The 13,229-nt window shown below is 57.4% G+C and carries 15 protein-coding genes; 8 read left to right on the top strand and 7 right to left on the bottom strand.

Features of this window, described 5'->3' with window-relative positions; genetic code table 11:
• The first annotated feature begins 14 nt into the window (after positions 1 to 14).
• On the top strand, positions 15 to 707 hold the full coding sequence (locus tag ACVWXW_RS03430; RefSeq protein WP_457402787.1) for a J domain-containing protein: 693 nt from the start codon (positions 15 to 17) through the stop codon (positions 705 to 707).
• On the opposite strand, the gene ACVWXW_RS03425 is transcribed toward ACVWXW_RS03430, so the two are convergent.
• From ACVWXW_RS03425 to ACVWXW_RS03415, 3 genes are all read right to left on the bottom strand, one after another.
• Positions 699 to 1,568, bottom strand: coding sequence for an SDH family Clp fold serine proteinase (locus tag ACVWXW_RS03425; RefSeq protein ID WP_414342647.1), 870 nt, complete (start codon positions 1,566 to 1,568; stop codon positions 699 to 701). The genes ACVWXW_RS03430 and ACVWXW_RS03425 overlap by 9 nt on opposite strands.
• Before the next feature lie 70 nt (positions 1,569 to 1,638).
• Positions 1,639 to 2,520, bottom strand: a complete 882-nt coding sequence (locus tag ACVWXW_RS03420) for a hypothetical protein (protein WP_457402850.1) — start codon at positions 2,518 to 2,520, stop codon at positions 1,639 to 1,641.
• 1 nt (position 2,521) lies between these two features.
• Complete coding sequence (locus ACVWXW_RS03415) at positions 2,522 to 3,493, bottom strand: fatty acid desaturase (RefSeq protein WP_011431774.1); 972 nt, start codon at positions 3,491 to 3,493, stop codon at positions 2,522 to 2,524.
• 357 nt (positions 3,494 to 3,850) lie between these two features.
• Between ACVWXW_RS03415 and psaK the strand changes: the two genes are divergently transcribed.
• Positions 3,851 to 4,096 (top strand): photosystem I reaction center subunit PsaK, encoded by a 246-nt coding sequence (psaK, locus tag ACVWXW_RS03410; RefSeq protein WP_011431775.1) that lies wholly within the window; start codon positions 3,851 to 3,853, stop codon positions 4,094 to 4,096.
• Between the two features lie 121 nt (positions 4,097 to 4,217).
• A complete protein-coding gene (locus tag ACVWXW_RS03405; RefSeq protein WP_414332566.1) occupies positions 4,218 to 4,355 on the top strand; it encodes a photosystem II reaction center protein K in 138 nt (45 codons plus the stop codon).
• A 338-nt stretch (positions 4,356 to 4,693) separates the two neighbouring features.
• Here ACVWXW_RS03405 and ACVWXW_RS03400 read toward each other — a convergent pair whose 3' ends face one another.
• Positions 4,694 to 5,233 (bottom strand): DUF3611 family protein, encoded by a 540-nt coding sequence (locus ACVWXW_RS03400; RefSeq protein ID WP_414332564.1) that lies wholly within the window; start codon positions 5,231 to 5,233, stop codon positions 4,694 to 4,696.
• Positions 5,234 to 5,417: 184 nt separating this feature from the next.
• Between ACVWXW_RS03400 and ACVWXW_RS03395 the strand changes: the two genes are divergently transcribed.
• On the top strand, positions 5,418 to 6,572 hold the full coding sequence (locus ACVWXW_RS03395; protein WP_457402784.1) for an RNA-guided endonuclease InsQ/TnpB family protein: 1,155 nt from the start codon (positions 5,418 to 5,420) through the stop codon (positions 6,570 to 6,572).
• 23 nt (positions 6,573 to 6,595) lie between these two features.
• Here the strand turns inward: ACVWXW_RS03395 and ACVWXW_RS03390 are convergent, their stop codons facing one another.
• Positions 6,596 to 6,940, bottom strand: coding sequence for a DUF4168 domain-containing protein (locus ACVWXW_RS03390; RefSeq protein WP_457402782.1), 345 nt, complete (start codon positions 6,938 to 6,940; stop codon positions 6,596 to 6,598).
• A gap of 388 nt (positions 6,941 to 7,328) precedes the next feature.
• Here ACVWXW_RS03390 and bchI point away from each other — a divergent pair, with 388 nt between their 5' ends.
• Positions 7,329 to 8,387: a magnesium chelatase ATPase subunit I gene (gene bchI, locus ACVWXW_RS03385; protein WP_011431779.1), complete on the top strand. Its 1,059-nt coding sequence runs from the start codon at positions 7,329 to 7,331 to the stop codon at positions 8,385 to 8,387.
• Between the two features lie 3 nt (positions 8,388 to 8,390).
• On the opposite strand, the gene ACVWXW_RS03380 is transcribed toward bchI, so the two are convergent.
• Both ACVWXW_RS03380 and ACVWXW_RS03375 read right to left on the bottom strand, forming a co-directional pair.
• Entirely contained in the window at positions 8,391 to 9,089 is a 699-nt protein-coding gene (locus ACVWXW_RS03380; RefSeq protein WP_414355440.1) for a cofactor assembly of complex C subunit B, read from the bottom strand.
• Between the two features lie 105 nt (positions 9,090 to 9,194).
• Complete coding sequence (locus ACVWXW_RS03375) at positions 9,195 to 9,728, bottom strand: thermonuclease family protein (RefSeq protein ID WP_457402780.1); 534 nt, start codon at positions 9,726 to 9,728, stop codon at positions 9,195 to 9,197.
• 286 nt (positions 9,729 to 10,014) lie between these two features.
• Here ACVWXW_RS03375 and ACVWXW_RS03370 point away from each other — a divergent pair, with 286 nt between their 5' ends.
• The 3 genes from ACVWXW_RS03370 to ACVWXW_RS03360 all read left to right on the top strand — a co-directional run bounded on the left by ACVWXW_RS03370 (position 10,015) and on the right by ACVWXW_RS03360 (position 13,132).
• The gene (locus tag ACVWXW_RS03370; protein ID WP_457402778.1) at positions 10,015 to 11,208 is read left to right on the top strand and encodes an RNA-guided endonuclease InsQ/TnpB family protein; all 1,194 of its coding nucleotides are present in this window, start codon (positions 10,015 to 10,017) and stop codon (positions 11,206 to 11,208) included.
• A gap of 223 nt (positions 11,209 to 11,431) precedes the next feature.
• Positions 11,432 to 12,019: a CPBP family intramembrane glutamic endopeptidase gene (locus ACVWXW_RS03365; protein ID WP_011431783.1), complete on the top strand. Its 588-nt coding sequence runs from the start codon at positions 11,432 to 11,434 to the stop codon at positions 12,017 to 12,019.
• Between the two features lie 231 nt (positions 12,020 to 12,250).
• A complete protein-coding gene (locus tag ACVWXW_RS03360; protein ID WP_457402776.1) occupies positions 12,251 to 13,132 on the top strand; it encodes an alpha/beta hydrolase in 882 nt (293 codons plus the stop codon).
• The last annotated feature ends 97 nt before the right edge of the window (positions 13,133 to 13,229 follow it).

Here is a 13,229-nt window from a genome sequence, read left to right as displayed (position 1 = left end):
CAAGCCTAGGGGTTATGGAGAGCGGATCGGGAGTGGGATCCCACTACGAAGTTTTGGGCGTTTCCGTGGCGGCGACGGCGGAGGAGATCAAGTCTGCCTACCGTCGTTTGGTCAAGTATCACCATCCCGATAGCCTGCTGGCCAAAAAAGATCGGGCCACCGCTGAGCGCATCCGCCAGATCAACGCTGCCTACGCGGTGCTCAAAGATCCGCAATCTCGCCGCGACTACGACCGGCAATTGCACTCCAGCCGCACCTCACCCTGCCCTCAGCCGACGGGATCCCCCCGTGAAACCGTCAGCCACGAAGCCATCGCCCGCGCAGCCTGGATCCAACAGGTCTACACCCCCCTAAACCGAGTTTTGGGGCCCCTGCTGTCTTCCCTAGAGCCTCAGTTGCATGCTTTGGCGGCGGATCCCTTTGATCCCAACCTGTTGCAGTCTTTTGCTGACTATCTGGAAGAGTGTGCGCAGAAACTGGCCCAAGCCCAGCAGATCTTTGGCCGCCTCCCCAATCCCAGCAGCCTGGGGGGAGTGGCTTCTCGCCTCTACTACGCCCTCAACCACCTAGAGGACGCTCTAGAGGAGCTGCAGTATTTCCCCCTGAACTTCGACGACCGCCATCTGCACACCGGACAAGAGCTGTTTCGCCGGGCAGGGGGGCTGCGCCTGGAAGCTATGGAAGCTTACGCCAAGAGTTCACCCTAGGCCAGAGCGGGATCCCCCTCTGGGCAGAGCGGGGCGGGGATCATAGGGGATAGGGATGTACTGTACAGAAGGACGGCCTATGGTGGCCTGCGGGTACAAGTCCATCAGGGCATAGATTTGGGGTGGCAACTCGGTAGAAATGGGCAGGCCCAACCTTTGGGCTTCTTCGGCGGTGATGGGGTAGTCGTGGGTAACTTGTCCACTGGTTAGGTACTGGATGAGGGGCTCGATGCGTTCGGGGGCAATTTTGCGCTTGGGCACATCGTCCTTCAGGAGATCCCGCACGAAGTTCTGTACCTGTTGCATCGCTTTGCGGGCCAGATCTGCCAGGATCAAGGTTTGGTCATCGATTTCGGCAATGGGTTTATCCGCCACCACCTGCAGAATACTGGCGGCAGCATACCCCCCCAACTGTGGATCCACCGGCCCCAGGACTGCATTGGCATCCATGACGATTTCGTCGGCGGCCAGGGCCAGCATTGTCCCCCCCGACATGGCGTAGTGGGGCACAAACACTGTCACTTTGGCCGGATGGCGGATCAAGGCGCGGGCAATTTGCTCCGTGGCCAGCACCAGGCCACCGGGGGTATGCAAAATCAAATCAATCGGGGTATTGGGTGGGGTAAGGCGAATTGCCCTCAACACCTGTTCGGAGTCCTCGATGCTGATGTAGCGGGAAACCGGGATCCCCAAAAAACTAATCGACTCCTGGCGGTGAATGAGCAGAATCACCCGGCTGCCCCGCTTTTGCTCCAACTCCCGAATGGCCATCAAGCGCCGGAACTCTTGGGCACGACGGTTCAGCAGAGGTTGCAAAGAGCTGAAGATCAGGAAAATCCAGAACAGGCTGCCCCAGTCCACTTTCGCACCTCAAGTGGGATCCCTTTGCTTCCAGGATAGGGGATAGCAAACCTTTGGTGATCTCTGGGCCTCACGAGTTGGGTTCAGACGCCGCGAAAAAGCGATCCAAAGCCTGCAGCAAATCCGGTACGGAAGCTTGGTCAATCCAGGATCGAATATAAGCCTGCTGCTCCGCCAAGTTTTCAATGCGGCCCAACTTTTGCATGGCCAAGTAGCGGGTTTCTGCCACGGCGCGATTGGTTTGCAAGTCCAGCCGCTGCTCCGGGGTCAGCGGATACTCTGTTTGGGCCAACAGGTGATCGGCCACCATCATGAACAGCAGAGGCCCCGCCAATTCCACCTGGGGCTCGGCTTCTGGCTCAGAATCAGCAGCAGCGAGATCTTGGAGATCTTGAAGGAGATCCTGCCCCAGTTGCAGCAGCTCCTCTGCTGAAGCCGCCCGCAGCACCGTCTCGGCAGCAGCCTGCAGCGGCTCTGGGGAAACCCTGTGGTGGATGGCCAATTCCGCCAGAGCCTGTTCCCATTGATCCCGTTGGGCTTGCACCACAGCCCGCTCTTCTGGGGAAAAGTCCAACCGCTCCAGCACCACCTCCAGAGCCACAGCCCCCACCAACAGGGGGGGAAAGCGCAGCACCGTAGAGGCAGATCCCGCCTGCTCCAAAAAGGTTTCCAAATCCGGGCCGGATCCCCTGTCCAGCAAGTCCTGCAAGTAGGCCAGCACCTCTTGGGGCGAGGTCAACCTGAGGATCCCTCGCACCTGTGCCCGCAAGTCTGCGGGGATCCCAAGGAGCTGCACCTGGGCTTCGGCCCGCGCCTGCGCTTCTGCGATCAACTCCGGCAAATCTGCCGTTGCCCGACCGGCCTGCAGCAAAACCTGGCTAGAGTCCTGCAACAGGCTGGCCGCTTCCACAAACAGCAGCACCTGCGGGACTTGCAGCGTTGGCCAAACCATGCTAGCCAAGCTGTGGATCCGCAGGGGATCCCTCCGATTCTGGATTGGCTGGCGCAGCGGGGTGAGCTGAAGTGGGCTTGTGCCAGTGCAGACCGATCAGAGCATCGTACAAAAAGCCCCAAAACTCTCCCTTCTCCCAGATCCCCAGCGTTTGCTGGCAGTTGCGCGCGTCCAGCTCAGGTTTGGCTGCCCAGTAGGCTGCTTGGTATTTGTACCAGGGAACAGAAGGCCAGAGATGGTGGATCAGGTGATAGTTTTGCCCCAACAGCAGAATGTTGGTCAGCCATCCGGGATAGACGCGGGCATTGTACCACCGCTCTTGGGATTGAAAAGGGCGATGGGGCAGGTAGTCAAAAAACAAGCCCAGCAAGAACCCCATGATAAAGGCAGGGGGTAGCCAATAGTTCATGATGTAGTCGGTGTAGCCGAAGTAGCTGGCCAGACCAAAGGTCAGGATAACCACCAGCCGACTCAAGCCCCACTCCAGCAGATCCCAGCGACCTTTCCGCCAGAGCTGCCGCTTAAAGAAAAACACCTCATGGTAGAAAAACCGCGGCGCGATCAGCCACAGCGGCCCTCCCGTTGAGACATAGTGATCGGGATCGTCTTCAGGATGGTTGACGTGGGCGTGGTGCTGCATGTGTACCCGCTTAAAGACGGGATAGACAAAACCCTGCAACAGGGCAGAGCCGTGTCCGAGTGCCTCGTTCAGAAAGCGGTTGCGGTGGGCCGAGCCATGGGAAGCATCGTGAATCACCGTGCCCAGAACATAGAGGGCCACAAAATTGAGCCAGAACACCATCCATTTGGGCCAGTGCCAAAAGGCGTACCCGCCAAAGCAAGAGGCCGAAAGCACCACCGCAGCCAAAAACATCAGCAAGGTGGGATTCCAAAATTCCGAGGGTGGCCCCAACAGCTCACGAGGCAATGCGAAAGGTTTTTGGGCTGGTTCAGCAGTAGCAGCAACAGTCATCGGCAGCCATCCTTAGGTGCGCACAGTGCAGACAGAGAGGATGGGTCGAGGCAGCGCGTCCCAGTCATCACACCGAAAAGAGATCGAAGAGATAAGTTTGTTAACTTTCGTTAGTATACGGCAGAGACCTGCCCAGCTTCTCAGCCCAAGCCTTATTTTCCTCACAACCCCAGCCATGGGGGCACCTTCCTCTCCTGGCCAAGGATTCCTGAAGGATCCCGGCAACGGCAAACTGCCCCTGAAGCCAGAGAAAAGCCGTAGTGTGAGGTTTTGTTGCAATTCATGTGCAGATTGCGAGGGGATCCCAGCAGGAGGGGTAATCTAAGGGTCGGTTAACCTGAGCTGAGGATGGAAACCATGATGCCTGTTGTTGCGCTGTTGGCTCTGACCGCTCAAACCAGCCCCTGGTCCCCCCTGAACGCCGTGATCATTCTGCTCTGCACAGGGCTGGCTTACTTGAGCTTCAAATCCTCCTCTGGAGTGGCCTCAGAGACTGGGCCGGTACTGGGAATGACCTGGCCAGAAGTCATCGGGGTTGCCAGCTTTGGCCATTTGTTGGGAGTGGGGGTCGTTTTGGGCCTCTCTAACATTGGCGTTCTCTAGGTCGCCACTTCCTTTACATTTCTTGAACTTAGTCCGGATCCCTGCTGGATGATGTTAAGCTCTGTTTTAATTCTGAAAGAAGCAGTTTCTTCAGCCGCATTTTCCCCTGAGGTTTGTTGCTATGTCAGCGATGGTGCTCCTGGCCAGTTTGCCGGAAGGCTATGAATTGTTTGACCCGCTGATCGACATTTTGCCGATCATCCCTGTTCTGTTTTTCCTGCTGGCTTTTGTCTGGCAAGCGGCAGTGGGCTTTAAGTAAAGCCATTGCTTTTACTGAGGTCGCAAAGGTCTCAAAGGCCTGGGTGGTCTGGAGAAAACTCAAGCAAACCTAAAGGGCTTCCCCCAGCTTATCTCCCAAGTTGGGGGCTCTTTGCTTTGCCCATTTATGGTCATTTCGATTCAAACTAGGACACTGCACCCACGCCTAAAACGTTAAATGCACCGTGCCAGAAGGCCTTTCAAGGACTCCGTCCCGCTAGCGCGAACAGTAGCTCAGGTGTCTTGCCCTGAACTGGAACGACTGTAAACGACTATAAAAACAACAAGCCGTCTCGCCACTGTCCACATGACTCCCAAAGGTGGGCCAGGGATCCGGCGCTAGGGTTCGCGGTCGAGGACACCGGTAATCCAGAGAACCCCTGCCAAGCAGACAAAGTGGGCAAACGTCACGTTGATGTTGGCGGCCAGCAGCAGCACTCCTGTCACCTGGTTGGCCTGGGTGCGGGAAAACATGCGCGCCAACAGCTCGCCCACTTGGGCTTCCATACCAATCAAAGCAAGGAAGGCCCCAATGAGGCTGACATAGGTGACCAACTGCAACTGCTTGGGCAAATCCAATTGGCTTAGGGCATCAGCAGAAGCTGAGCGGCGCTCCGCGTGGAGCAAGTAGCGCCAGTTGAAAAATAGACCGGCTGCCAGGGTGAGCAATGTAAACAAGGTGAACCAGAAGGCGATGACAGCCCCCAGCGAGTCATCTCGATAGACGGTATTTTGGCCGATTAAAAAGCCAAACCACAGCAGCAGCGCCGTCGCCCCCAAGATTGCCTGGAACCAAAACCCAAAGCGACGAGTCATGCGCAAGCGAGACTTCATCCGCTCGATAGCCGCCCGTACTGACGGCGACATGGGCTCGTTCATCTTTTTCCCCCGCTCGCCTGGATGAACACCAACGTTCGCTTCCAGCCTATCTTCATTCTCCGGCCCCAGTCACCAAATTTTCGGGCTGGAGGCCCGCACCATAGCCGCAGGCTTGGTGTCGGGAGGAAAGCCCTCCTCCATATAGGTTTGCTGGTCAAAAGTCTGGATAAACTACAATAAGCCCATGAGCCAGACTATCTCTGTACGTTGCAAGCTGATAGTCCCTGTAGAGTTGCGTCAAGAAATTGACCGCACTTTGCAGGGCTTTGCGAATGCTTGCAACCAGATTCTCGACACCGCCAAACAAAAGAACTGCTGGAACACCGCCAAGCTGCACCACTTGGTCTATCGGCCGGTAAGGGCAGCAACGGGGCTGAAGGCCAACCACGTCTGTCAGGCGCTCCGTCGGGTGATTAGCAATGCCAAGGCGGTGAAGCAAGTCCACAAGTTCCGCCCCACCAGTCTGACTTTGGACGCGCGTACTTTTAAGTACCGAGAGTCCGACCAGGCCGTGGGCGTGACCCTGATGAGCGGACGGGTTTGGCTCAAGCTCAAGATCGGTGGTTACCAGATAGCGCTTCTGCGAGGCCAGGAGCCAACAAGTGCAACCCTGTCCAAGACCAAGCAAGGGGACTACTACATCAACATCGCTGTTGAGCTGGACACTCCCCCGACTGGCAAAACTCCAAAGGTAATCGGAGTTGACTTGGGCAGGCGGGATATCGCCACCGCTAGCAATGGACGCTCTTGGAGTGGAGAACACATCCAGGCCGTCCGTGACCGGTTCAGCCGTGTACGCGCCAAGGTTCAATCCAAACGCACTCGCAGCTCTAGGAGGCTGTTGAGAAGGCTCTCTGGGAGAGAACGGCGCTACCAGACATGGCTGAACCACAACATCAGCAAAACCTTGGTCAGAGATGCCCAGGCTATTGGTGCGGCACTGGCTTTTGAAGACTTGACAGGCATCAGAGATTGCTTGAATCAGAAGCCTCGGAGCAAGACTGAGCGGCGCAGGACTAACAACTGGGCGTTCTACCAGCTCAGGATGTTTGTAGCCTACAAGGCTGCCATTGCTGGAGTGCCTGTGGTGCTGGTGCCGCCTGCCTACACCAGCCAGACCTGCCATAAATGCCTGCACATCCACCCTGAGCGGGGTAAGTCCTACCGCAATGGTAAGTCGTTCAAGTGTGGACACTGCGGGTGGGAAGGGGATGCTGACTATAACGCTGCTCAAGTGATCTCTCTTCTTGGGGCGACTGTAAACTCGCCTGAAATTCCGAAACTTAGCTGCCCCCTGGGGCCGCTGGGGATTGGGATAAAGCCCGCACTCTGCGCGTAGCGCGGGTGTCGGGTAGTTTACTTTTATCGGACTGGCGGTCGGGGATCCTCGCTTTGCAGGCGGAGAATTTCGGCCTCAATGCGCTGTTGCAAAGCTTTGCCCTCTTCGGAGCGGATCAAGAGTGTAATGCGGTTGTAGTCGGGCACAGTCATACCGTGGCGAGTGATGATCTCGGTCGCGGTGCGGATGAATTCTCGCCGGATTTGATCTTTGCTGGCTGGGTCGTTTGTGGCTTGGGAGCGCTTTTGGGCCTCTTGCCGGTGGGGCTCCATCTCCAAGACGATACGGGCGTACATTGTTACCTGCTCATCGCTCAACACCACAGAGGTGGTGGGGGTTTGAGCCACGGCCAGAGAGACACTGAGCACAGGGATCCAAGTGCAAACCCAGATCAAACCCACCAGCCCTTTTTGGACCACGCTTTGGATTGGAAATGCCGTCCACCGTCTCCGACTTGCTTTGCCTGACACCGCTGATGTCTCCCCACCCGCCAACTGTTGCTCAGGTTGCCTAGAGTTTTTGTGAGCTTTCGGCCCCACGCCGGTTCAACACTCTGATGAACCCCGCGGGCTTCGATCCTATCTGCTCCTCTCTGTGAAAGCCCAGGGCGTCGTCCACGCTGACAACTGAGCTTGCTTTTCCATTTGACCGAAAACTGGTCTTTAGGTTCCAGTTCCAGTCCCTTTCCAGCCTATCTGACACCCAGAAGGGAGTGGCCTCTGGGATAATGGGGATGAATTGTTGGTTATTGCCCCTATGCATTTGGAACGTCGCCCGGTTTTCCCGTTTACGGCCATCGTCGGCCAAGAGGAGATGAAATTGGCCTTGCTCCTCAACGTGATCGACCCGCGCATTGGCGGGGTGCTGATCATGGGGGATCGCGGCACGGGCAAGTCCACCACCATTCGCGCTTTGGCCGACCTGCTGCCCCAGATCGAGGTGGTGAAAGGGGATCCCTTCAACAGCCACCCGCGGCAGCGGGACTTGATGAGCGATCAAGTGTGGGAGCGCCTGCAGGCGGGAGAAACGCTGGAAAGCACTTGGATCCAGGTGCCGATGGTGGATCTGCCCTTGGGGGCAACAGAAGACCGAGTGTGTGGCACTCTCGACATTGAGCGGGCCTTAGCTCAGGGGGTGAAGGCTTTTGAGCCGGGGCTGTTGGCCAAGGCCAATCGAGGCATCCTTTACGTGGATGAAGTCAACTTGCTGGATGACCACTTGGTGGATGTGTTGCTGGATGCGGCGGCCTCAGGCTGGAACACCGTGGAACGGGAGGGCATTTCCATTCGTCATCCGGCTCGGTTTGTGCTGGTGGGATCCGGCAACCCGGAAGAGGGGGAATTGCGGCCTCAACTGCTGGATCGCTTTGGCATGTTTGTCCAGATCGAAACGGTGCGAGATGCCGCCCTGCGGGTGCGGATCGTGGAGGAGCGCAGCCAGTTCGACGCCGATCCCCAGGCTTTTTTGGCCAAGTATGCCGATTCCCAGCAGCGCCTGCGGGAGCGCATCGAAAAAGCCCAACATCTTTTGCCCAACGTGGCAGTGGATCCCGATTTGCGCTTGAAGATCTCCGGAGTATGTGCGGCTTTGGAGGTGGATGGGCTGCGCGGAGACATTGTAACCAACCGGGCTGCCAAAGCCCTGGCAGCTCTAGAGGGGCGCAGTGAGGTCACCGTCGCCGATATCCGTCGGGTGATCAGCCTGTGTTTGCGTCACCGCCTGCGCAAGGATCCCTTGGAAACCATCGACTCCGGCTACAAGGTGGAAAAAGCCTTCAGCGAAGTGTTCCAGGTGAGCTTGGAGAGCGCCGCCTAGCCCTCACCCCCCAGCCCCTCTCCCAGGGGGAGAGGGGAGTAGGGTGGCTGCTAGCTTGTCGGCAATGGCGGCAATCCAGGTTTGCTCCTGCCGGCTGAAGCTGCGTGGGGTATCGCTCCCCAAAATCAAGCACCCTCGCTGGCCGATGGGCTGGCACAGCACGGCCTGGGATCCGGGAGGCAACAGGCCATCGAACTCGGCGCGGGCCGGGAACAGCTTGAGATCCACCAAATACACGGGCCGCCCCGTCTGCAAGACCCGCTGTAAAACGCTCTTGGGCTGAATGGAGGGCATCTGGCCGGGGGTGGCTAGGATCCCCCGTTGCAGGAGGGTTCGCCCACCCACCCAGATCACCACGGTGCGGGCGGCAGTGGTGCTGAGCAGGGTATGGGAGGCCCAAGCCAGCTCCAGTTTCTCGCTTTCGGAAAGATCGGGATGCCAATCACAGCCGGGGATCCCCTGCAGGGGGGCCGTTTGGGGTGGAAGAGGCTGGATCTGCTGCCACAGCAGGCCGGTCAGGATCAAAACGGCGCTGAGGAGGATCCCCAAGGCATCTGAACGGGACTGGCTGGTAAGCAATTCCGGCGTAAAGGCCAGTCGATTAATAACCAAAAGGACGCTGCCCAAAAGGCCGGTCACCAGAGGCAGCCGCCTCACCCAGCGATTGGGATCCCTGGGGGCTGGAGTGGGTTCAACCGTCAAGGCAGGCTAGGCATAACCTAGAGGAAGTAACGGGAGAGAAGGGAGAAGCTCTTTCCTCTCTGCTCCCTTGAAGATTAAAGAACTGAAGTTCAGTATAAAGCCAACTCAGAGACGGCTCCAAATGCCAAGGCGCTCCTGCTGGGCTTTTTCTTGTAGGCCACCGTAGTAGCTGTCGTACTTGATGTTGTGGCTGTAGGGGATGATGCGGGCCAGGCCATTGCGCACCAACATGGCGTTCATCTGATGGCCTTCTAGCCAGACATAAGCCTCCACCAAGCCCGTGGCATCTGCGTTGCGCAGCAGCTTATCCCCTTCCAGCTTGACGGTGCGGTAGAGGATGCGCTCTCGCATCAGTTCAATAGCTTGCTGGTAAAAGGGGTTTTCTCCCGGTCTGAGGCCCTCGATCCCGGCCAACCGGATTAGGCGCATCTTCTGTTCCCCTTCGATTTGCACCACTAGGGTGTCGCCGTTGACCACCCGCACCACAACCGCATCTGGGTAGCGATCGAAGCGGTGGTTGTCGAAGTAGAACGGGGTATCGGGAACGACCCGGGGCTCTCCAAACCCGTGGCTGGGAAGGACGGGTATGGCCAGAAGCAATCCCAATGCAGCAGAGCCGAGAGCAATACGCTGGAACATGACCTTAATCCCCCACTTTGGACGCAGCCCCCTCTTCTTTTCCCGCCGGGGAGTTTCCGGTGGCAACGCTCAAAGTGTAATGGTAGCGGCAACTCTCCAGAAAACAATCCCACCGCAGATTTGAATTGGCCAGCAGTAGATCCGCCGTTGGTTGGGTTGCCCAAGGCTCCCAGGCGACTGAGCCATTCCTGCTCGCTTTTCTTCAGCTAGAAATCGCAGGAGCCCCGCACTGTACCCGTAGGGTCAGTGCCGGGAGGAATGCGCTTTGATGAAGTACAATGAACTTATGAGCCAAGTCCTGACCGTCTCCTGTAAGCTCAAGGCATCCCAGTCGCAAGCCGCCAAATTGGACGCGACGATGGAGGCTTTTGGCCAAGCCTTGAACTGGGTCAACCAGAACACGCCGGAGAAGATCGTCAACGCGGTCAAACTGCAATCCCTTTGCTACTACGAGATTCGAGCCCGGTTCGGCTTGTCCAGTAACTTGGCTCAACAGGTGTGCAGACGGGTGGCAGGCGCTCGCAAAGTGGCGAGACAGCACAACCGTCCGGTTAAAGAGTTCAAGCGTAGGTTCGTTACCTACGACGCACGTATCTTTTCATTCCGCGAGAAAGACTGGACGGTGTCGCTGACCACGGTGGAAGGGAGAGAACGCTTTGAGCTAGCCATTGGTAACTACCAGAGGGGAATGCTGGCTGGCTCTAACCCCAAATCGGCCACCCTAGTCCAGCGGAAGGATGGCTCCTACTACATCCAGATTTGCGTAGAGAAAAAACCACCCAAGCAACAAGATACCGACAAGGTGATCGGGGTGGACTTTGGAAGGACAGATATTGCCCATACGTCAGACGGGGACAACTGGAATGGACAGCAGTTGAACAGAGTCCGAGACCACTACTCCCGGTTGAGGGCGGTACTCCAACGCAAAGCCAGTAAGGGCACACGCAGTTCGCGGCGCAGATGCAGAGAACTGTTGCAACGGCTGGCTGGCAAGGAGAGACGCTTTCAAGTGTGGGTCAATCATCGCATCTCCAAAGCTATTGTCTCTAGGGCAAAAGCTACCAACAGCGCTATCGCCCTGGAAGACCTGACAGGGATCCGGGAAAGGGTCAATCAACAGCCACGCAGCAAAGCCGAGCGGCGTAGGACCAACAGTTGGGCGTTCTACCAACTACGTCAGTTTCTGGAATACAAGGCGAGGGTTGCAGGGGTTTCTCTGATTCTTGTGCCGCCCGCCTACACGTCGCAGACCTGCCACAAGTGTTTGCATATCCATCCCGATCCTGCGCAATCCTATCGCACTGGGAAGCAGTTTAAGTGTGGACACTGTGGATGGGAAGGGGATGCGGATTTGAATGGTGCGAATGTGATTGCGCTCTTGGGGGCTGTCGTAAACCAGCCTAGAGGTCCGGGCTTGTTTTGTTCTCTGGTAGAGCAGAACAGGCTCAGGGCTACTGAAAGCCCGCTCCGTACCGCTTAGCGGTCGGAGCCGGGTAGTTTACAAGACAGAGCAAGGGGGCGATTGAGTCCCTTTGGTCACACTCAAGGCTCATATCCATGCTGGCTTACAAGCTGAGGCAGTTTTGAGGGACGCTCTGTAGCTGCTGTCAACCTGCCGTGAACCTAGGACCGCTGAGATAAACGATGATAAAAACAGCAGCTGCTGTTAACCCTCCGGAGTTCGAAGCCTAGGGATCCCCTCCATGACTTCCCAGATTCAGCCCTGCACACGCGAACAGATCTTGAATGGAATGGGCATCACCACCCTGTTTTCGGCTCTCATTGTGGGTCTCTGGATCTGGCTGGGATCCTCCTTTCCCGTGCCGTTTCGCTGGGATCCCCTAGCCTTGGCGTGGGGGGCAGGGCTGGGACTGGGGGTGGCTCTGCTCAGCGGCGGGGTTTACCGGCTCTGGCCAGCCTATCGTCGGGCAGCCACTGCCTACTTACACTGGGTGGCGGATCCCTTGCAGTGGGGAGACATCCTTTGGGTGGGCCTGCTGCCGGGCTGGAGCGAGGAATGGCTGTTTCGCGGCGTGTTGATGTCCCTGCTGGTGGCCAGCCCCTTAGGGTGGACAGGCGGGATCCTGCTGAGCGGCCTCTTGTTTGGCGCCTTGCATTGGCTGGGATGGCAAGGCTGGCCTTATGCCGTCTGGGCCGGTGGGGTTGGTATCCTCATGGGGATTGGCTTGTGGCTGTCGGGAAACCTGTTGGTCACCATTGTCGCCCACACCCTTGTCAACTGGATTGGGGTTTGTGCCTGGAAATGCTTTTTCTCTCAAGCGGAGCCCTGAAGGCCCTCTCCCCCTGTGGGAAAGAAGTTGAGGGTGGTCGGTAAGCAGCGCAGAACCTCAGGGAAGTCCCCCAAATTGAGGTGACCGTAACTTATGGTCGCTTCAGGTTAGGGTGAGATACCTAGGCTATTGAGAAAAGCCTTTGGTCGCATGTATTATTGCTCCGCAATGCTGACACGACGACGCGACCAACGTTTTGGGTGTGAGCGCATTGTCCTGGTTTGAATTGAAATGACCGTATTTGTCGATGCCTTCTCGTCAATGCCAATCCGAGACCTCTTGCAATTTCCAGTTTTGGGATCCTTCTCGTGGCTGCGCGTGGGGCGATCTTTGCTGCTCGTCGGGCTGGTGGTGTACGGCTACCTGCTCTGGCTGGGCTGGTTTCAATCGGAGCGAATGATCTTTTTGCCTCGTCCCGCCAGCTATCGAGATGGGGACGCCATTCTCAAGCTCACGACCTCTGATGGGCTGCAGATTTCAGCGGTATATCTGCCCAATCCGGCTGCTGCTTATACCCTCCTCTATAGCCATGGCAACGCTGAAGACTTGGGGGATATCCTGCCCCGCTTGGTGCACCTGCAGCAGGCTGGGTTTGCCGTCTTGGCCTACGACTACCGCGGTTACGGCACCAGCGAAGGGATCCCTTCCGAGGCCGGCGCTTACAAAGATATCGAGGCCGCTTACACTTACCTAGTTGCCCAAGGGATCCTGCCGGAGCAGATTTTGGTTTATGGGCGCTCGGTGGGGGGTGGGCCATCGGTTTATTTGGCAGCCCAAAAGCCGGTGGGGGGCGTGATCCTGGAATCCACCTTCGTCACAGCCTTTCGCGTCTTAACCCGCATCCCGCTGCTGCCCTTCGATCGCTTCGATAACCTCAGCCGCATTGCCAAGATCGATTGCCCGCTGCTGATTTTGCACGGTACCCAGGATCGTCTAATCCCCTTCTGGCATGCTGAAGCCCTTTACCAAGCAGCACGGGATCCCAAACGCTTGGTGCCTATCGAAGGAGCCGATCACAACAACTTGCTGCAGGTGGCCGGAGAGCGCTATGTCCCCATCCTGCACCAATTCGTGGCCGAGCTGGTGGATCCCCATGTCGTCTTCCCTCAGTAGCGGCTTGGGTGAGGACAATCTTAAAATCACCTGCAATCCGCTCGGAAAAGTGGAGTTATGTGGCAAGATCGGGAGGGATCGGGTCGAAGGATCCGGA

This window comes from Thermostichus sp. MS-CIW-30 (assembly GCF_054058015.1).
This window is presented reverse-complemented; position numbering and strand designations above follow the sequence as displayed.

Coding starts and splice junctions, on each gene's coding strand:
- ACVWXW_RS03430 (WP_457402787.1), top strand. CDS start 15: ATGGAGAGCGGATCGGGAGTGGGATCCCACTACGAAGTTTTGGGCGTT.
- ACVWXW_RS03420 (WP_457402850.1), bottom strand. CDS start 2,520: ATGGTTTGGCCAACGCTGCAAGTCCCGCAGGTGCTGCTGTTTGTGGAA.
- ACVWXW_RS03415 (WP_011431774.1), bottom strand. CDS start 3,493: ATGACTGTTGCTGCTACTGCTGAACCAGCCCAAAAACCTTTCGCATTG.
- psaK (WP_011431775.1), top strand. CDS start 3,851: ATGATGCCTGTTGTTGCGCTGTTGGCTCTGACCGCTCAAACCAGCCCC.
- ACVWXW_RS03405 (WP_414332566.1), top strand. CDS start 4,218: ATGTCAGCGATGGTGCTCCTGGCCAGTTTGCCGGAAGGCTATGAATTG.
- ACVWXW_RS03400 (WP_414332564.1), bottom strand. CDS start 5,233: ATGAACGAGCCCATGTCGCCGTCAGTACGGGCGGCTATCGAGCGGATG.
- ACVWXW_RS03395 (WP_457402784.1), top strand. CDS start 5,418: ATGAGCCAGACTATCTCTGTACGTTGCAAGCTGATAGTCCCTGTAGAG.
- bchI (WP_011431779.1), top strand. CDS start 7,329: ATGCATTTGGAACGTCGCCCGGTTTTCCCGTTTACGGCCATCGTCGGC.
- ACVWXW_RS03375 (WP_457402780.1), bottom strand. CDS start 9,728: ATGTTCCAGCGTATTGCTCTCGGCTCTGCTGCATTGGGATTGCTTCTG.
- ACVWXW_RS03370 (WP_457402778.1), top strand. CDS start 10,015: ATGAGCCAAGTCCTGACCGTCTCCTGTAAGCTCAAGGCATCCCAGTCG.
- ACVWXW_RS03365 (WP_011431783.1), top strand. CDS start 11,432: ATGACTTCCCAGATTCAGCCCTGCACACGCGAACAGATCTTGAATGGA.
- ACVWXW_RS03360 (WP_457402776.1), top strand. CDS start 12,251: ATGACCGTATTTGTCGATGCCTTCTCGTCAATGCCAATCCGAGACCTC.